Genomic DNA, 18,072 nt, shown 5'->3' with positions numbered 1-18,072 from the left:
TTGTACAACCATGAACAAAAAGCAACCCCTTCCCTGGGACAACCCGCGTTTTCACAACTGGATCGCTGTGGCCCGCGCCTGCCAGGTGATGGGACTGAGCCTTGCGCGCGCGCTTCAGCCGCTCGACATCAAGCCGCCGCACCTCGACATTCTGGTCAATCTGTTCCGCACGCCGGGTATCTCGCAGCAAGATCTGGCCGACAAGCTGCTGGTGGGCCGCTCCAACCTGTCGATGCTGTTGCCGCAACTTGAAAAACGCGGGCTTCTGGTCCGGCGCAGCGACCCCCAGGACCGGCGCGTGCTGCGGCTGGAACTGACGCCTTCGGGAACCGATCTGACGCTTGAGGCAATTGCCATCCAGACAGACCTGATCGACCGGACCATGAAGACAGCAAGCACGGAGGAGTGCAACCTCGTTGGCGAAGTGATGACCCGCATCATCCACGAGCTGACCCGACCAGACGGTGCAATTGAGGCCCGGACGGAAGAAGCCGAGCGCAAGAAGGCCTGATCCAGCCCTTACCGGGTCCGTGTCATGCCCTTGTCGGCAAGTTCAGCGATATACTCCGCCCAGCGCTCTTCCTTCGCCTCGCCAATCTCCGACAGGAAATTCCAGGTGAAGATGCCGCTGTCATGACCATCGTCGAACACCAGCCGCACGGCATAATTGCCCACCGGCAACACCTTCGTGATGGTCACGTCGGACTTGCCGCCCACAGTCACCCGTTGCGCCGGAGAGTGCCCCTGTACTTCCGCCGACGGGGATCGGACCCGCAGCAACTCGGCCTCTATCGCATAGGACCTATCGTCGGTGAATTGGACCGTCAGCATGCGACGGTCGGGAGAGACCCGCAATTGCTTGGGCCAAGCCGTTTCATGAACGCTCATCGGTCGCTGTCCTCAAATTCTTCGCATTTGTGGCTGATCTAGAACCGATCCGGCCTGATCACAAGCCAAAGCCGTCAAAACACAGCGTACTGGCGCCAATCCGTTTGCTCCGCCCCCTTGACGCACCGGCGGAGGATGACGACATTGCACACCACAAGTGAAGGATCATCCGCCATGGAAGACACCGCAGCGCCGATCATGATCGACCCCTTTGGGCGGACGGTGAACTATCTCCGGGTTTCGGTCACCGACCGTTGCGATTTCCGCTGCACCTATTGCATGGCGGAAAACATGACCTTTCTGCCCAAGAAGGATCTTCTCACGCTTGAAGAGCTTGATCGGGTCTGCACCGTTTTTGTCGAGAAGGGCGTGCGCCGCATCCGCCTGACCGGCGGCGAACCGCTGGTGCGCAAGAACATCATGGAGTTCGTTCGCCAAGTCGGACGCCACATCGACGCCGGCCGCATGGATGAGCTGACGCTGACCACCAATGGCTCGCAGCTCACGCGCTTCGCCTCCGAACTCCATGATTGCGGCGTTCGCCGCATCAATGTCTCGATCGACACGCTGGATCCGGACAAGTTCGCCAAGATCACCCGATGGGGAGATCTCGGCAAGGTTCTCGACGGTGTTCGCGCGGCCCAGGCAGCGGGTCTGAAGATCAAGATCAACGCCGTGGCGCTCAAGGGCTTCAACGACACCGAGATTCCCGAAATGCTCAAATGGGCGCATGGCCAGGGCATGGACATGACGGTGATCGAGACCATGCCGATGGGCGAGATCGACGAGGACCGCACCGACCAGTACATGCCGCTGTCGCTGCTCAGGAGCAATCTCGCCAAACAGTTCACGCTTGAGGATATCCCGTTCCGCACCGGCGGCCCTGCCCGCTATGTGACGGTCAAGGAAACCGGCGGCAAGCTCGGCTTCATTACCCCGATGACCCACAATTTCTGCGAAAGCTGCAACCGGGTGCGCCTGACCTGCACCGGCACGCTCTACATGTGCCTCGGCCAGAACGATGCCGCAGATCTGCGCGCCCCCCTGCGCGCTTCCGAAGGTAATGAGCTGCTGTCGGCCGCCATCGATGAAGCCATCAGCCGCAAGCCCAAGGGCCACGATTTCATCATCGACCGGACCACAAAGCAGCCGGCGGTCTCGCGCCACATGAGCGTCACCGGTGGCTAGGCTCACCGATCACTGCTTGGCGCCGCTCGGCGTTGGACCGACAGATCCCAGCCCCTGATCGATCAATTTCCGTGATGGACCGGTCATTGACGGCAGCTGTCTCGACTTTCCCAACGATGCTAGGGTGAGGCTCGAGCCAGCGATTCCTGCCGGCCAGTTCCGGAAATCACATGGCACTTTCCTCCAATTTGCGCGGTGCGTTGTTCATGTCCCTGTCGATGGCCGGGTTCACGTTCAACGATTCGATCGTCAAGCTCCTTACCGATCACATCAATGTCGGACAGGTGATGTTCCTGCGCGGCGTCGTTGCCACGGTACTGATCTATCTTCTGGCCCGCCAGCGCCGCGCCCTGCGTCCAGTACGCGTACTCGCCGATCGCTGGGTCGGCCTGCGCGTGGTTGGCGAGGTGGGCGGCACCCTCACCTTCCTCATCGGCCTGTCCCATATCCCGCTCGCCAATGCCTCGGCAATCCTGCAGGCGCTGCCGCTGGCGGTGACCATGGGAGCAGCCGTGTTCCTGTCCGAACCGGTCGGATGGAGGCGATGGGGCGCCATTCTTGCCGGGTTTGCCGGTGTCTTGATCATCGTCCGCCCGGGACTGGACGGGTTCTCGCCCTATGCGCTGATGATCGTCGGCACGGTCCTATTCGCGGCCGCGCGCGACCTTGCCACGCGCAAGATCAATGCCGCGATCCCCTCGCTGTTCCTGTCAACGATAACGGCGGCTGCCGTGGCTGTCGCCGGCCTCTTCATGACCTGGCCGATGGGCGGTTGGCGGCCGGTCAGCGCGGCCGATTTCGGACTGATCAGCCTCGCGGCATGCCTTCTGCTGGTCGGATACCAGTTCATCATCATGTCGATGCGCGAGGGCGAGATCTCGTTCATCGCCCCGTTCCGCTACACCAGCTTCATCTGGGCCCTGCTCCTGGGAATGGTGGTGTTCGGCGAATATCCCGATGCCTACATGATCACCGGCGGCGTGATCGTCATCGGATCAGGTCTTTACACGCTTTATCGCGAGCGCGTCAGGGGCACGGCCAAACCCGCCGCCCGTTCCGCGCCCCGCCATTCGCCATGATGAGCGTTCATCCTGTACCTGAAATCGACTTCGGGCAATCGGGCTCATCGCCATTGCCGGCCGTGCCTCCTTCGGCGGAACTGTTGACATTGCCGGCCCGAGGCGTACTTGCAGAGGACGTCACGCCGGACCGGGAAGCTGCTTCCTTGTCCAGATCAACGAGCAACTTGACATGCATACATTCGCCCCACGCAGCGTTGCAGAATGGACATTGGTCTACTTCGCTGTTGCCGGACATGCGGCTCCACCCAATCGCAACACAGCTCCCATCAACAACAAACACCCTAGGAATCTACTGCTTTCAAGACTTTCCTTCAGAATCACAAAGTAAATTTTATTGGTCCTGCATGCAACAGCGTCAAAACAGTTCTCCCGGCGGTAAAAATCCGCGCGATCAGGCACCGTTCCTGTCTCAATTCGTTTGCATCGCGATCAACAAGGACACACAACACACGCAATGACCAGAACAGTATTCCTTGATCGTTCGACTCCGCCGCACATTGCCACCCTCGTGGTGATCGCCGGGCTCAGTGCGTTGAACATGAACCTCATTCTGCCGTCCCTGCCCGGCATCGCTTCCTATTATGAGGCGGACTATGCACTGGTGCAGCTGGCAGTATCCGGTTACCTCGCCGTCACGGGCCTGCTGCAGCTGATCATCGGCCCGCTGTCGGACCGGTACGGCCGGCGCCCGGTGATGATCGCGAGCCTGAGCATCTTTCTCATTGCCACCGCCCTGACCCCGTTTGCCCCGACCATCGAGGCTTTCCTGATAATCCGCATGGTTCAGGCCGGCGTCGTGTCGGGAATGGTTCTTTCGCGCGCCATCGTGCGGGACATCGTCGGCACCGAAAAGGCAGCGTCGATGATCGGCTATGTCACCATGGGCATGACGCTGGCGCCGATGATCGGGCCGGCCCTGGGCGGCATCATGGAGGAACTGTTCGGCTGGCAATCCGTGTTCGGGTTGCTGTTCCTGTTCGGGGTGATCGCATTCGTGATGCTCCTGACCGATCTGGGCGAGACCAACCACAACCGCTCCGCCAGCATGCTCAAGCAGTTCGGTGCCTACCCCGAACTCATCCGCTCGCGCCGCTTCTGGGGCTATGCACTGACAGCCACCTTCGCGTCCGGCGCATTCTTCTCGTTTCTCGGCGGCGGTCCTTTCGTGGCAACCGCCATCCTCGACTTGCCGCCCTCCCAGCTCGGCCTCTATTTCGTGTTCATCGCCCTGGGATACATGACCGGCAATTTCCTCTCCGGGCGCTTCGCCAGCCAGATCGGCATCAACCGGATGATGGTCACCGGATGCATCATCGCAACGCTTGGCATGAGCCTTTCGCTGACGCTTTTCCTCGCAGGCCTCTGGCATCCGCTGTCCTTTTTCGGACCGATGCTGCTTGTCGGCCTCGGCAACGGCATCACCCTGCCAAGCGCCAATGCCGGCATCGTCAGTGTCCGCCCGCATCTGGCGGGATCCGCATCGGGTCTTGGCGGGGCCATGATGATTGGCGGCGGCGCAGCCCTGTCGGCGCTTGCCGGAGCGATCCTCTCCGCCGAAACAGGTCCCTACCCGTTGATCATCGTCATGCTGGTTTCCTGTATCTTCAGCGTCTTTGCCACGCTCTACGTGATCCGGGTCGAAAACAGCCTTTCGGACGATGCAAAGATCACACGCGTGTCCTGAAAACCGCCCACCGGTTCAGTCGTTGACCGGCCGCCGGCCTGATGGTCCTCGATCAATTCCGGCTCCGGCCGGGCAGTGATTGACAGCTCGGCAAAACTTACGCGAAACGGATTTGGGTAACCTGGGATTTCCTGTTGCAATCATCTGCTAAACAATGGGAATATTCCCCATAGCGCGGTGAGCATCACCAGCGATCAACGGAAAGCGGCGGTCAACAAGCCGCTATCCCGCCAACAGAGAGGACACCTATGTCAATTTCCAGACGCTTTACCCTCGCAGTCTCCGCTGCAGCCCTTGCCCTTTCCATGAGCGCTGCGGCCCAGGCAGCCAGCCACGGCGGCATGAAGAAGGTCATCATCGGCACCGAGGGCGCATACCCTCCCTTCAACAATCTTGAATCGGACGGCAGCCTCGTCGGCTTCGACATCGACATCGCCAACGCCCTGTGCGCCGAGATGAAGGTCGAGTGCGAATTCGTCACCCAGGATTGGGACGGCATCATTCCCGCCCTGCTCGCCGGCAAGTTCGACGCCATCATTGCCTCGATGTCGATCACCGAGGAGCGCAAGGAGAAGGTCGATTTCACCAACAAGTACTACAACACGCCCCCGGCCGTCGCCGTGCCAAAGGACAGCCCGATCACCGAAGCCACCGATGCCGGCCTTGCCGGCAAGATGATCGGCGCCCAGTCCTCGACCACGCATTCCAACTATGCCGAGGAAAAGCTGCCGTCGGCCGAGCTCAAGCTCTACCCGACTCCGGACGAGTACAAGCTCGACATCGATTCCGGCCGCATCGACGCGGTCATCGACGATGTCATCGTGCTGACCGAATGGCTCAAGTCGGACGCCGGCACCTGCTGCAAGCTGCTCGGCACCCTGACCCCTGATCCGGTCATCAACGGCGAAGGCGCCGGCATCGCCATCCGCAAGGGCGAGACCGAACTGCGCGACATGTTCAACGAGGCCATTGCCGCCATCCGCGCCAACGGCACCTACAAGGAAATCAACGACAAGTATTTTGACGTTGATGTCTATGGCGACTAAGCCGCAAAAGCTTCTCTGAGGCATCAGGGGGCGGCGGGCAGCAATGTTCGCCGCCCTGCACCACACCAGAACCGCCGGAAAGGCGGCAAGGGTCAGGGGACAGCATGGAACCGACGGCATCGCTGGGAGAGCAGCTGTATTGGCTTGCATCGCTGTTTGACCCGTTCTGCGGCCCGCTCGGCTTTCTCAACCTGCTGCCCGACGGCTCGCTCTTGTCCTGCGGGGACACGGGCTGGGGTGACGAGGTGGCAAGAGGCTTTTTCGTTACCATTACGCTGGCTCTGTGCACGCTTCCGATCGGGCTGATCATCGGGCTTTTCCTGGCTCTGGCCAAGCAGACCGAAGTCCGTTCGCTTCGGGCGGCGGCGAACATTTACACCACTATTTTCCGCGGCCTGCCCGAACTCCTGACGATCTTCATGATCTATTTCGGCCTGCAGATCGCAGTCCGCGAAGTAGCCATCGCGCTGGGTTTCGAGCGCGGCTTCGACATCAACTCCTTCATTGCCGGCACCATTGCACTGTCGTTGGTTTTCTCCGCCTATGCCTCGGAGGTCCTGTCGTCCGCCTTCAAGGCAATCCCCAAGGGCCAGTACGAGGCGGGACATGCGCTCGGCCTGCGCCCGGGCAAGACCATGCGGCTCATCATCCTGCCGCAGCTGGTCCGTATCGCTCTGCCCGGTCTCGGCAACCTCTGGATGATCCTGATCAAGGATACGGCGCTGATATCGGTGATCGGGCTTGGCGACACGCTGCGACAGACCGGCATCGCCGCCAAGGTCACCAAGGAAGCCTTCTTTTTCTATGGCATCGCCTGCCTGCTGTTCCTGGCCCTGGCGATGGCCTCATCCGTGGTGTTCTCCAAGATCGAGACCCGCGTGCGGCGTTCGGGGGTGAGCCGATGAGCATCGCCAACGACCTGATCCCGCCGCAGCCGCCACCGCCTGTCACGGCCTTCCGCTGGACCGGACTGCGCATCCTCGGGGCGTCCCTGCTCGGCCTCTGGATCCTGGCGGGCATCGCCCTGGTGCTCTGGCTGATCGACGCCTGGGACATCGACAAGGTAAACACCTATGGCCCGAAGTTCCTCTCGGGCCTCGGCACCACGCTGACCCTCGTCGGCATCTCGATCACGCTCGGAGCGGTGTTGTCGGTTCCGGTCGCCTTCGGCCGGATGTCGTCGAACCGCATCCTGTCGTCGCTCGCCTACGGCTATGTCTATTTCTTCCGCGGCACTCCGCTGATTGCACAGCTTTTCCTGATCTACTACGGCTTCGGCACTTTCCGCGATCAGCTTGAGGCAGTCGGGCTTTGGGTATTCTTCCGCGACGCCTGGAACTGCGCGCTGTTCGCCTTCACGCTCAACACCGCCGCCTATCAGGCCGAGATCCTGCGTGGCGCCATCGAGAGTGTCACCCGCGGCCAGCATGAGGGCGCAGCCGCCCTGGGCCTGACCCGGTTCCAGACCTTCTACAAGATCATCCTGCCCCAGGCGATGATCGTGGCACTGAGGCCCTATGGCAACGAGATCATCCTGATGATCAAGGGCTCGGCGATTGTCGCCATCGTCACCGTCTTCGACCTGATGGGCGAAACCCGCCGCGCCTATTCCCGCACCTTCGATTTCCAGACCTATATCTGGGCCGCTGTGTTCTACCTGGTCATCGTCGAGGCCCTGCGCAACATCTGGGAAAAGCTCGAGCAGCGCCTGACCCGCCACCTCAAGCGCTAGCCGGGCCATTCGCCGCTTGCCGCGACCGCACCTTTGTATAAAAGGGGCGCGAAACCAGATGTGGAGCCTCCAGATGGCCAGAACAGACGACGATGCTTTGGCGGAAGCCTATAACCGCGCACTTGCGCTGGAGAAATCCGGCGAGTTCGATCTCGCCGCAGCGGCCTACGCCGAGGTTCTGGCGCTCGATCCCGATGATCACGGCGGTGCCGCGGTAAGGCTCGCCTCGATGAAGCGCGGCGAGATCCCCGTGCGCGCACCCGAAGCCTATGTCGCCACCCTGTTCGACCAGCATGCCGATGTCTTCGACAAGGTTCTGGTCGAGGACCTGGGCTACCATGTGCCGCTCTTGCTCAGGCAGCGCCTGATCGAACTCGGCCTCACCAGCTTCGACCGGATGCTCGATCTCGGCTGCGGCACCGGCCTGACCGGCGGCGCGCTCGAAGACATGGTCGATGACGCTACCGGCCTCGATCTCGCCGAGAACATGGTCGAGATCGCCCATGAGAAGGGCCTCTACGACACGCTCTACGTGGCCGACGCTGTCGACTATCTCGAGGACAATGACGACGAGCCGTTCGATCTCATCGCCGCGACCGACGTGTTGCCCTATCTCGGCGCACTTGAGCCGCTGTTCGAGGCAGCAGCGAAAAACGCCACGCGAGGCGCACTGTTCTGCTTCTCGAGCGAGACCCTGCCCGACGCCGATTTCGAGGGCCGCCCCTACACGGTTGGCCGCTTCCAGCGCTTCGCCCACACCGAGTCCTATGTCCGCGAGGCACTCACCGCTGCGGGCTTCGAGACGCTGGAGGCCGGCGACATCATTGTCCGCCACGAACAGGGCCTGCCGATTGCAGGCCATCTTTTCATCGCGCGGATGAGATAGGGCATCCTGATCGGGCGGCGGCAGAGTTCCGGCCCTTAGAGGCAGGCCTGTTCATCAACGATGATCTGATGACTGCTGTGCAGCTTTTCTAAAGTTCATTACGGTACCGCCAATCGCCGCTTCCAAATTTGTATTGGCATGCTCAGCATTTCAAAATTCAATTGTTACATGAGGTTGCATTCTCAATTTTCAACCAATCAGCTTAGCTAAAGCGGCACTAGCACCTGCGATTTTCGCAACGTCAGGAAGCACTTCGACAAGAGATTTCCATGACCGCCTAAGTAGAGACTTACGTGGCTCCGAACGTGACAATTCTTCATTGAATTGGTCCAACAACTCTCCAGCCTCTTTATTTTGCGATTTCTCAACAACCGCCGAGAGAGCGCCAACAAATGAAGCCAAATTTTCGTCCGACCGAATTCTCAGATTGTTCAGCGTATTATTTACAATTGACCTGTTGATTATCTGAGATTCTCTTATGTCTTTGAACACATCACCCACATGCATTCTCCCATAATTTATAATTGGTGAAATGTAGCCGTCGTTCAACGATTGATATTGACCCGCCATCTCCGAAAAATCAGATTTTGTTACCTCAATAGCCTTGCGGAGTTTTTTGAGTAGATCTTCGCCTGTCTGCCCGTCGGCAGCTTCTCGTAGAACGGAAACAATATCATTCAGGTTGTCTTCAAGCCTGGATATCATCAGCTCCAGAAGCGCTTTCCCGTCATCGTTCAAAAAGTGATCGTTAGCCCTGATATCAATGCATGCCGTGGCTATTGGGGCCCAGCCTACCTGAGGTTCAAAGCATTGCTTCCCGTCAAATGCAGCAACTAAGTCGACCTCCAAGAAGGTTCGTATTTGAGAAATCGCAGTCTCAATTTTGTTACGGGCTACAGAATTCATCAATCTCTACCCCACACAAGCGACATTCCAATTTCCACTAAATACATAACCCAACGCACTAAATATTATCCTTTATATCCCACACATTTTATCGAGATCAACAAAAGATATTGGCTACGTGAGAACCACAATCAATTCATTTTGCCACTTCACGGTTCTTGTATAACGCCCTATTCGGAAGTGACTACTTCATCTTGAACACAGAGGGATCGGGGCCATTGCGCAGGCCGACATCGAGACCCTCGATAGCCTTCATTTCGTCGTCGGTCAGCGTGAAGTCGAACACGTTGAGGTTCTCCGCCTGACGGCCCGGATTGACCGAGCGGGCGATCGCAGCATGGCCGAGCTGCATGTGCCAGCGCAGGATCACCTGTGCCGGGCTCTTTCCGGTACGCGCTGCAGCCGTCGCGATCGGCTTGGCCTCGAACGAGCGTGCATTGCCAAGAGGAGTCCAGGCTTGCGTTACAATCTTGTGCGCATCGCAGACCGCACGCAGGTCGGGCTGCTGCAGGAGCGGATTGATTTCGATCTGGTTGAGCACCGGCGTCTCGCCGGTTTCCGCGATCAGCCGGGCCAGATGGTCGGCATTGAAGTTCGACACGCCGATCGAGCGCATCAGGCCCTCGTTGCGCATTTCGATCATCGCCTTCCAGGTTTCGATATAGAGATCCTGGCTCGGCACCGGCCAGTGTATCAGAACCAGGTCGAGCTGATCGACACCGATCCTCTTCAGGCTTCGCTCGACCGAAGCCCGGGCCTTGTCGCGCCCCTGATCACGGTTCCAGATCTTGGTGGTGACGAAGATCTCCTCGCGCGGCACGCCAGAACTCCTGAGGCCTTCGCCAAGACCGGCTTCGTTACCGTAGATGAAAGCTCCGTCGATCAGCCGGTAACCGGTCTTGATGGCGCTGGCGACGGCGGCCGCAGTCTCGTCCTGCGGGATCTGCCAGATACCAAACCCGAGCTGCGGAATTGCGTGTCCGTCATGAAAAGCAATGTTTTTCTGGTCAGTCATTCTCGATCCTTGATGTGAAAAAGGCGGTGCGACTGCAGCGTCGTTCCAGCCTGTCACTTAAGCACCTCGCGCACCGCCGCAACCCCAGCCCACAAACTTTACCAAGAGAAGGGGGCGGCAGGGCTGTGTCGAATTTTGGCCCGCTGTAACGTAGCGCAAGCAATTCCGGCCGGATCGCATTCAGATTCCGGCGATCACAGAAGCGTGATCTCTTGAAATTATCCAGCGGGCGGCAACGTATGACTCATGTCAACGCACTCGGAAGGAACCTACAATGCGCCGTCTTCTCTTCGCAGCAGCACTCATGATGCCGACCGCGGTCTTTGCCGCCGGAACCACAGACACATCTCCCCCGAAGCCGACAGAGACCACCAAAGTCTGCAAGGATGGCAAGATCTGGGACAAGAAAACCAAATCCTGCGTCAACGCAAAGGAGAGCCGGCTGGATGACGACACGCGTTACTCCGCGGTACGTGAACTCGCCTATGCCGGCAAGTATGACGACGCGCTCACAGTGCTTGCGGCAATGTCGGATCAGAATGAGAGCCGTGTGCTGACTTACTATGGGTTCACCCATCGCAAGGCCGGACGTGTCGAACTTGGGATGCAATACTATCAGGCCGCATTGAAGAGCAATCCGGACAATCTGCTTGCACGGTCCTATATGGGCCAGGGTCTGGTGGCCGCAGGCGACGTCAAGGGCGCCAGCGTGCAACTGGCGGAGATCGAAGCCCGTGGCGGTAAGTGGGATTGGCCTGGCCTCGCGCTGCGTCAGGCAATCCAGTCAGGCAAGACCTACAGCTACTGATACTCGTCGCTGCAGCAAGCCGCGACCCGGCAACGGAGTGGTTTCTCTCCTCGTCCGGGTCGCATCTCTTCGGTCGCAATAAAGGGCCGTGGCTATGACGGAGCCTTGCCGGATCAGCCTTACCCCGGGCTGAGGCTCCATACCCCCACCGGATCGGCCACGTCCGTGGCCGGGATCTCGATCGAGTTCACATCGGCCCAGATCGGCGCGAAATCGTTGTAATGGCCAGAGAACACATTGCCTGATTGTCCGGTCGTCTGGATGTAGGTGGAGCGGTCGAGATCGGCCATGTCGAAGATGCCGCGATAGCTGGCCGCATTGGTGTTGGCATAGGGATCCTTGTCGTCCTGGACCTGGGTGCGTCCGCGGTCCAGCGTGAACGGCCCGCCGCCGCTTTCCACCTCGACATTGAAGAACCGCCTGAGCAGGCTCACTTCGCCGAACGGGCGGTGCGCGCCCTTGGCGTAATGCGCCTGACCCCAGCGCCATGTGCCCGGATCCTCGCCATACCGTTCGGAAAGTTCTGCAACCGCAGCCCCGAAGGCGTCTGTGACGATCTGCTCGCAGCTTTCCTCGTCCGTGGTGGATTTGACATCGCACCAGTTGCGCGCGGTCTGGCCGTCGAGCAGCCGCTCGACCACCTTGCCGCGGATCTTGAACCAGTCCCTGAACATAAAACCCAGATCGTCTTCAAACGTCATCATCATGGTGTGACGAACCCAGGCCATGAACAGGAGCGGCTCCATCTTGTCGCGCGCCATGGTCTCGTCCCAGGAGGCAAGCCGGGCAACAAGCGCCTGATTGTCTTGAGACAGGGACTTGCCCTCCAATGCCTTGAGCATGCGCGGCTTCAGACTGGCAAAGGCCGGAGAGAAGATATCGGCCTGCATCTGCCGCGACATCGCCGGCGTGTGCTTCTCGCCGGATCCGTTGAACAGCGTCTCGATGCGGTTCTGACGGTAAGGTTCTTCCCAGTCGAAGGTCAGATGAAGCGGATACTCCGGCCCGACAATCTTGGTGTTGGCCGTGGCGATCAGCCCGCTGTCCGGGTTGGTCTGCCGCGGCAGATCCCTGTAGGGCGCATAGCCACGCCAGTCATAGATCGCGTTCCATCCCGGCGCCGGCGCACGGCCCATCAGCCGGTTGGCAGGATCGCGCCGCGGCACCCGCCCCGCAGCAACAAAACCGATATTGCCGGACCTGTCAGCCACCACCATCGACTGCATCGGCGTCAGGAAAGCGTCGAACCCGTTCTGGAAATCCTCGACCGTGCGCATGCTGTAAAGCCGCGGCCCGACCATGGCCGTGGTGTCGTCATGCGCAAGCGCCACCCATTGCAGCGCCGCAACGGTGTTCTGGGGCAACAACCTGTCGAAATGCTTGTAGGTCGCCGGGAAGACAGGTCCGTGGCGGGTCCAGCGCCGGGTGAAGCTCTGGTCTTCACCACCCTTGACCTTGATGACTTCCTCTTTCTGCCCGAACGGCGCCCAACCGGTGGGCGTCAGATACTCGTCCGGATTGTCGGGATTGACCCGCTCGACAAACACGTCCTGCGCATCGGTCGCCGTGTTGGTGAACCCCCAGGCGATGTCGTTGCCCCGTCCCAGCAGCACGAAGGGCGTGCCCGGCAGCGAAACTCCGATCAGGCGCCTTGGTTCGTCGAACTCCCCTGTCACCTCCAGATGCGCAAGGTACCAGATCGACGGCGCCATCAGGCCAAGATGCGGATCATTGGCAACGATCGGCAGTCCCGACTGGGTCCGCTCACCCGAAACAACCCAATTGTTGGAAGCGCCCGTCGCCAGAACGCCATCGATGTCGTCAAAGACTGCCGATGCATCGGCCGTGGTCGCGGGCTCGCCGATCGGCGCCGGATCAAGACCAAGCAGCGCCGTCAGATCCGGCATCTCCGGCGGAGTGTCGACATCGAGGTAAGGCAGCAGATCGCGGATTTCCGCCTCGCTCAGCCCGATCCGGTGAAAACCGAGACGCAGCGCTTCTTCGCCAAGGTTCTCTGCGAGCGAAACCGACATCATCTTGATCGCGGTCAGCGTATCCACCGGCCGCCAGGGCTCCGGCTTGTAGCCGAGGATCACATATTCGGGCGGCAGCCGGGAGGAAAACACCTGTGGGTTCCGCTCGATCCAGGCGTTGACGCCGCGCGCATAACCCTCGAGCATCACCATCGTGTCCGCGTCCATGACGGCAAGCGAAGCTTCCGCTGCCTCGCTGATCGCCATGGTCCTGAGCCAGATATCGGTGCTGACCGTGGCGCCGCCAAACAGTTCGGACAGGCGCCCCTGCCCGGCCATGCGGCTGACTTCCATCTGCCAGAGCCGGTCCTGTGCATGCGCAAATCCGAGGCCGGCTGCGACATCGCCCCGGGTCGCGGCCTTGATGTGCGGCACGCCGTTAACGTCCCGCGTGATCGTCACCTCGCCGCCCAGTCCGGCAATTTGCATGGCCCCGTCGGAGGGCGCTTGCGAGCGCGAAGCCCACAGCATTCCCGCGCCCAGAGCCATTACCGCCAGCGGAACCAGCAGAAGAATGAGCTTGATAAGCCCTTTGACGATGCGCATCATTGGTTTATGTCCCTCCCAGGAACCGGCGGCCTGCCTTACGTATCGCGCAATCAGGTCAGCCGTAAAGCGCATTTGTGACAAAAGGATAGGCGAAATGGCAACAGTTTCCTTCATCGGACTTGGCGTGATGGGCTACCCCATGGCGGGACACCTCAAGACCAAGGGCGGCCACGAACTTAGGGTTTACAACCGCACTGCGGAGAAAGCCCGCAAGTGGGCCGATGAGTTTGGCGGCACCGCCTGCGACACTCCGGCCGAGGCTGCCAAGGGCGCCGATTTCGTCTTCACATGCGTCGGCAACGACGATGACCTGCGCGCCGTGACGCTTGGCCCGGACGGGGTTCTCAGCGGCATCAAGAATGGCGCCATCCTGATCGACAACACCACGGCTTCCGCCGAAGTGGCGCGTGAGCTGGCCGAAGCCTGCGCCGCCAAGGGCTGCGGCTTTCTCGATGCGCCGGTGTCCGGCGGCCAGGCCGGGGCCGACAACGGCGTGTTGACCGTCATGGTCGGCGGCGACGAGGCGACGTTCGAAAAGGCAAGCCCCGTCATCGACGCCTATGCCCGAATGGTCGGCCTGATGGGCCCGGTCGGCAGCGGCCAGCTGACCAAGATGATCAACCAGATCTGCATCGCGGGCCTGGTTCAGGGTCTGGCCGAAGGCATTCACTTTGGCAAGAAGGCCGGTCTCGACATCGAGAAGGTGGTTGATGTCATCTCCAAGGGGGCTGCGGGTTCCTGGCAGATGGAAAACCGCCACAAGACCATGAATGTCGGCAAGTACGATTACGGCTTCGCTGTCGACTGGATGCGCAAGGATCTCGACATCGTGCTCAACGAGGCCAAGCGCAATGGCGCGACGCTGCCGGTAACGGCATTGGTCGACCAGTTCTACGCCGATGTCCAGGCGATGGGCGGCAACCGCTGGGACACCTCCTCGCTGCTGGCCCGCCTGGAAAAATGACATGGCGCCCCGCCGGCCTCCCGAAAACGCCGACTACAGCCTGCCCGACATCCTGGCGTGGCTAGAGGCGCACGGGTCGGCTCACAACATTGCCGGCATGGCGCGCTTCGGCATCAACACCGAAAAGGCCTATGGCGTCGGCAACACCGCGCTGAGGCCATTCGGAAAGACGCTGGGGCGCAATCATGAGCGCGCGCTGGACCTCTGGCGGACCGGCATTCGCGAAGCCCGGCTGCTGGCCCTCTTTACCGAGGAGCCGGCCCGGGTCAGCCCGGATCAGGCCCGCGAGATGACCGGCGACTTCGACAGCTGGGAAATTGTCGACCACGCGTCGGATCTGTTCGTCGCCGCCGGCCATCTCGATGAACTGGTGCCGGAGTTCGCCGCCGACGACCGCGAATTCGTCCGCCGCACCGCCTTCGCCATGATCGCCTGGGCCGCGGTGCACCTGAAGAAACGCGACGACGCGGATTTCATCGCGCTTCTACCAATGATTGAAATCCACGCCACCGATCCGCGCAATTTCGTCAAGAAGGCTGTCAACTGGGCGCTCCGGCAGATCGGGAAACGCAGCATGGACTGCCACGGACCAGCGCTCGCTCTGGCGGAAAAGCTCGCCTCATCTCAAGACAAGACGGCGCGCTGGATCGGCAAGGACGCGGTCAGGGAACTGTCCGACCCCAAGCGCATTGCCATGATCGGCCAGAAGAAGACCGCCGCCAACAGACAGCGAATACTGGGCAAACTGTAAGGCCCGCAACTTCTCAGCAGCCTGATCTGCTGTCAGAAGCCCTCAGCAGCAGACGTCACGATCTCATCGAGCAAGACATTGACCTGATCGCGCTCACCACCTGCCGGCAACAACCGATGGCCGACCACGACCGTGCCCGGATTGGCTTCCGCTTCATAGACAAACACCACATAGGGGCAGTAGGCGATGTCGCCGATCTCGGCTTCCATTACCTGGCGCGACACCACCGCCGAGCAGAAGGTGAAGAATTCAGCATCCTTGTAGAGCGCCTTGCCGGCCTCCACATCGGACGCGGTGCGCTTGAGCATATCGCCGATGAAACCGTGATAATCGATCTTGAAACCGCGGTTGACGATGGCGTTCTCGATGCCCGAGGCAACATCGGCGAAGACTGCTTCGGTCTCGACGGTCCTGACATCGTCACCCGCAGCATGGGCCGATGCGGCAAAGCAGGAAAGAGCAATGGTTGCAGCAAGTAGCGTTCTCATGTGACACCTCCGGTCAGGGGACACCCCCAAACATATCGAGTTTTCACTATATACCAAGAAGGCGAAGACCGCGACTGATTTGATCGCAGGTTGCCCAGACCGCTACTTTCCTCCCGAACCAAAAGATGATTTTGGGCGCAATCAGGCGCCGGCAGGTCGATTACGAGTTCGACTCAGACTTTTCCTTGGCGAGTTGAATATAGTCGAGCGGCAACTGCGTGGTGTACTTGATCTGCTCCATGGCGAAGGACGACGATACGTCGCGGATCTCGATCTTGGCGATCAGCCGCTTGTAGAATGCGTCATAGGCGGCGATGTCGGGCACCACCACGCGCAGCAGGTAATCGACGTCGCCGCTCATCCGGTAGAACTCGACCACCTCCGGAAACTCGGTGATCACCTCCGAAAACCGCTTGAGCCATTCATTCGAGTGCGAGTTTGTGCGGATCGAGACGAAAACCGTCACCTTGGCATTGACGGCAGCAGGCTCGAGCAGCGCCACACGCCGCTTGATCACGCCGTCTTCCTCGAGTTTCTGGATTCGCCGCCAGCAGGGCGTGGTCGAAAGCCCTACCTTCTTGGCGATTTCAGCCACCGCCAGCGTGGCGTCCTCCTGGAGGAGGCGTAGTATCTTGCGGTCGAGGCGGTCCATGAAAATCTCCGGAAACAGGAATAAACACCCTGATACTCCGTCTCTTGCCCCTTCACAAAGAAGATTTTACCTCTCAAAGACAAATCGATAGTTTATCGTTTCTGTTTATGGCGAGATCTCCCGTTTCACGATCTGTTTGAGCTCCGGCAGCAGCTCCGTCTCGAACCAAGGGTTCTTGCGGATCCAGCCGCTGTTGCGCCAGGACGGATGCGGCAGCGGCAGCACGGCGCATCCGGCACCGCTCTCGGCCATGATGGATCTCCAGTTGCGCACCGTTTCCGTCAGCGATTTCTGCCTGAGCCTGCCCAGATGCCAGGCCTGCGCATACTGACCGATCACCAGGATGAGCTTGAGTTGCGGCATGTGCTCCATCACCATGCCCCGCCAAGCGGGCGCGCATTCACGCCGTGGCGGCAGGTCGCCGCCCTTCGCGTCCTGGCCCGGAAAACAGAACCCCATTGGCACGATGGCGAAGTTGTCTCGATCATAGAACTGCGCTTCGTCCACACCGAGCCAGTCGCGCAGCCGGTCACCGGAGGGGTCGGTAAACGGCCGGCCGCTCCGGTGCACCCGTGTCCCCGGCGCCTGGCCGGCGATCAGGATCGGCGCCCTGGACGAGGCTACACAGACCGGGCGCGGCTCGTGCGGCAGCGCATTGGTAGAACCGCCGAGAGGGGCATCCCGGCAGATCCTGCAGGATGCGATGTCGGCAAGCAGTGCGTCGAGCGCCGCCTGCCTGTCCCCGGAACCGTCGGCGGCACCGCTCATTGGCCAGTCAGGCCTTGGCGCTCGGCCGCGAAGACACTGCCTGGTACCAGCGCATCACATTGCTCAGATGTTCCGGACGCTCGATCTTCGCCGGTTTCATGAAGTCCATTCCGATCATCCCGGTGATGTCGGCAATCGTGTAGCGATCGCCGGCGATGAACTCGCGATCAGCCAGTTCAGTGTCCAGCATTTCCAGAAATTTCAAAGCCTTGGGCCGGTTGACCTCACCCCATTCGGGAAGTTGTGGCACTTCCCACTCCTTCATCGCCGGATGCGTATGCCGGAAAGCGTTGGCGACCGCACCAAGGAATATCAGTTCCACCCGGCGGTTCCACATCTCGACGATGGCCTTGTCCTTGGCATCCGTGCCCATCAGCGGCGGTTCGGGATGCAGTTCCTCGAAGTAACGGCAAATCGCCACCGTTTCCGAAATCGCCGTGCCGTCATCCAGCTCAAGCACAGGGAGGCGTTGCAGCGGGTTGAGCCTGGTGACTTCCTCGGACTTGTGGCCCAGTTGCCCCATGTCCACCGGCACCTTTTCGACCTCGATCCCCTTTTCCGCCAGAAACACGGTTACCCGGCGCGGATTTGGCGCCCGCCCGCCATCATAAAGTTTCATGCAATTTCCTCTC

Annotated in this window: 19 protein-coding genes; 11 read left to right on the top strand and 8 right to left on the bottom strand. The window is 60.4% G+C overall.

The window, feature by feature from the left end:
* Positions 1–10 precede the first annotated feature (10 nt).
* Positions 11–511 (top strand): MarR family winged helix-turn-helix transcriptional regulator, encoded by a 501-nt coding sequence (locus tag GTW23_RS06550; protein ID WP_152008341.1) that lies wholly within the window; start codon positions 11–13, stop codon positions 509–511.
* Positions 512–519: 8 nt separating this feature from the next.
* On the opposite strand, the gene GTW23_RS06545 is transcribed toward GTW23_RS06550, so the two are convergent.
* Positions 520–888, bottom strand: a complete 369-nt coding sequence (locus GTW23_RS06545) for a gamma-butyrobetaine hydroxylase family protein (RefSeq protein WP_152008340.1) — start codon at positions 886–888, stop codon at positions 520–522.
* A 174-nt stretch (positions 889–1,062) separates the two neighbouring features.
* On the opposite strand from GTW23_RS06545, the gene moaA reads away from it, so the two are divergent.
* From moaA to GTW23_RS06510, 7 genes are all read left to right on the top strand, one after another.
* Positions 1,063–2,076, top strand: a complete 1,014-nt coding sequence (gene moaA, locus GTW23_RS06540; RefSeq protein ID WP_152008339.1) for a GTP 3',8-cyclase MoaA — start codon at positions 1,063–1,065, stop codon at positions 2,074–2,076.
* A gap of 170 nt (positions 2,077–2,246) precedes the next feature.
* Positions 2,247–3,155, top strand: a complete 909-nt coding sequence (locus GTW23_RS06535; protein WP_252915135.1) for a DMT family transporter — start codon at positions 2,247–2,249, stop codon at positions 3,153–3,155.
* A 457-nt stretch (positions 3,156–3,612) separates the two neighbouring features.
* Positions 3,613–4,842, top strand: a complete 1,230-nt coding sequence (locus GTW23_RS06530) for a multidrug effflux MFS transporter (RefSeq protein WP_152008337.1) — start codon at positions 3,613–3,615, stop codon at positions 4,840–4,842.
* 248 nt (positions 4,843–5,090) lie between these two features.
* Complete coding sequence (locus tag GTW23_RS06525; protein WP_252915134.1) at positions 5,091–5,888, top strand: ABC transporter substrate-binding protein; 798 nt, start codon at positions 5,091–5,093, stop codon at positions 5,886–5,888.
* 104 nt (positions 5,889–5,992) lie between these two features.
* Positions 5,993–6,793: an ABC transporter permease gene (locus GTW23_RS06520; RefSeq protein ID WP_252915133.1), complete on the top strand. Its 801-nt coding sequence runs from the start codon at positions 5,993–5,995 to the stop codon at positions 6,791–6,793.
* Positions 6,790–7,620 (top strand): ABC transporter permease, encoded by an 831-nt coding sequence (locus tag GTW23_RS06515; RefSeq protein ID WP_252915132.1) that lies wholly within the window; start codon positions 6,790–6,792, stop codon positions 7,618–7,620. The genes GTW23_RS06520 and GTW23_RS06515 overlap by 4 nt, the downstream gene beginning before the upstream one ends.
* Before the next feature lie 73 nt (positions 7,621–7,693).
* Entirely contained in the window at positions 7,694–8,506 is an 813-nt protein-coding gene (locus GTW23_RS06510) for a class I SAM-dependent DNA methyltransferase (RefSeq protein ID WP_252915131.1), read from the top strand.
* 189 nt (positions 8,507–8,695) lie between these two features.
* Here the strand turns inward: GTW23_RS06510 and GTW23_RS06505 are convergent, their stop codons facing one another.
* Both GTW23_RS06505 and GTW23_RS06500 read right to left on the bottom strand, forming a co-directional pair.
* Positions 8,696–9,412 (bottom strand): hypothetical protein, encoded by a 717-nt coding sequence (locus GTW23_RS06505; RefSeq protein ID WP_252915130.1) that lies wholly within the window; start codon positions 9,410–9,412, stop codon positions 8,696–8,698.
* A 184-nt stretch (positions 9,413–9,596) separates the two neighbouring features.
* Positions 9,597–10,427 carry an aldo/keto reductase gene (locus GTW23_RS06500; RefSeq protein ID WP_252915129.1) on the bottom strand — a complete coding sequence of 277 codons (831 nt, stop codon included), beginning with the start codon at positions 10,425–10,427 and terminating at the stop codon, positions 9,597–9,599.
* A gap of 274 nt (positions 10,428–10,701) precedes the next feature.
* Between GTW23_RS06500 and GTW23_RS06495 the strand changes: the two genes are divergently transcribed.
* The gene (locus tag GTW23_RS06495; protein WP_252915128.1) at positions 10,702–11,235 is read left to right on the top strand and encodes a tetratricopeptide repeat protein; all 534 of its coding nucleotides are present in this window, start codon (positions 10,702–10,704) and stop codon (positions 11,233–11,235) included.
* 119 nt (positions 11,236–11,354) lie between these two features.
* Here the strand turns inward: GTW23_RS06495 and GTW23_RS06490 are convergent, their stop codons facing one another.
* Entirely contained in the window at positions 11,355–13,817 is a 2,463-nt protein-coding gene (locus GTW23_RS06490; RefSeq protein ID WP_252915127.1) for a penicillin acylase family protein, read from the bottom strand.
* A gap of 94 nt (positions 13,818–13,911) precedes the next feature.
* On the opposite strand from GTW23_RS06490, the gene GTW23_RS06485 reads away from it, so the two are divergent.
* Both GTW23_RS06485 and GTW23_RS06480 read left to right on the top strand, forming a co-directional pair.
* On the top strand, positions 13,912–14,781 hold the full coding sequence (locus GTW23_RS06485; protein ID WP_252915126.1) for an NAD(P)-dependent oxidoreductase: 870 nt from the start codon (positions 13,912–13,914) through the stop codon (positions 14,779–14,781).
* Position 14,782: 1 nt separating this feature from the next.
* Positions 14,783–15,532: a DNA alkylation repair protein gene (locus GTW23_RS06480; protein ID WP_252915125.1), complete on the top strand. Its 750-nt coding sequence runs from the start codon at positions 14,783–14,785 to the stop codon at positions 15,530–15,532.
* Positions 15,533–15,564: 32 nt separating this feature from the next.
* Here the strand turns inward: GTW23_RS06480 and GTW23_RS06475 are convergent, their stop codons facing one another.
* The 4 genes from GTW23_RS06475 to GTW23_RS06460 form a co-directional block, all read right to left on the bottom strand.
* The gene (locus tag GTW23_RS06475) at positions 15,565–16,020 is read right to left on the bottom strand and encodes a DUF302 domain-containing protein (RefSeq protein WP_152008328.1); all 456 of its coding nucleotides are present in this window, start codon (positions 16,018–16,020) and stop codon (positions 15,565–15,567) included.
* A 160-nt stretch (positions 16,021–16,180) separates the two neighbouring features.
* Positions 16,181–16,672 (bottom strand): Lrp/AsnC family transcriptional regulator, encoded by a 492-nt coding sequence (locus GTW23_RS06470; protein WP_252915124.1) that lies wholly within the window; start codon positions 16,670–16,672, stop codon positions 16,181–16,183.
* Positions 16,673–16,777: 105 nt separating this feature from the next.
* The gene (locus GTW23_RS06465) at positions 16,778–17,440 is read right to left on the bottom strand and encodes a uracil-DNA glycosylase family protein (RefSeq protein WP_152008326.1); all 663 of its coding nucleotides are present in this window, start codon (positions 17,438–17,440) and stop codon (positions 16,778–16,780) included.
* 7 nt (positions 17,441–17,447) lie between these two features.
* Complete coding sequence (locus tag GTW23_RS06460; protein WP_152008325.1) at positions 17,448–18,059, bottom strand: glutathione S-transferase; 612 nt, start codon at positions 18,057–18,059, stop codon at positions 17,448–17,450.
* Positions 18,060–18,072 lie beyond the last annotated feature (13 nt).

The organism is Parahoeflea alexandrii, from assembly GCF_024105735.1.
GTDB classification, from domain to species: Bacteria; Pseudomonadota; Alphaproteobacteria; order Rhizobiales; family Rhizobiaceae; genus Hoeflea; species Hoeflea alexandrii.
This window is presented reverse-complemented; position numbering and strand designations above follow the sequence as displayed.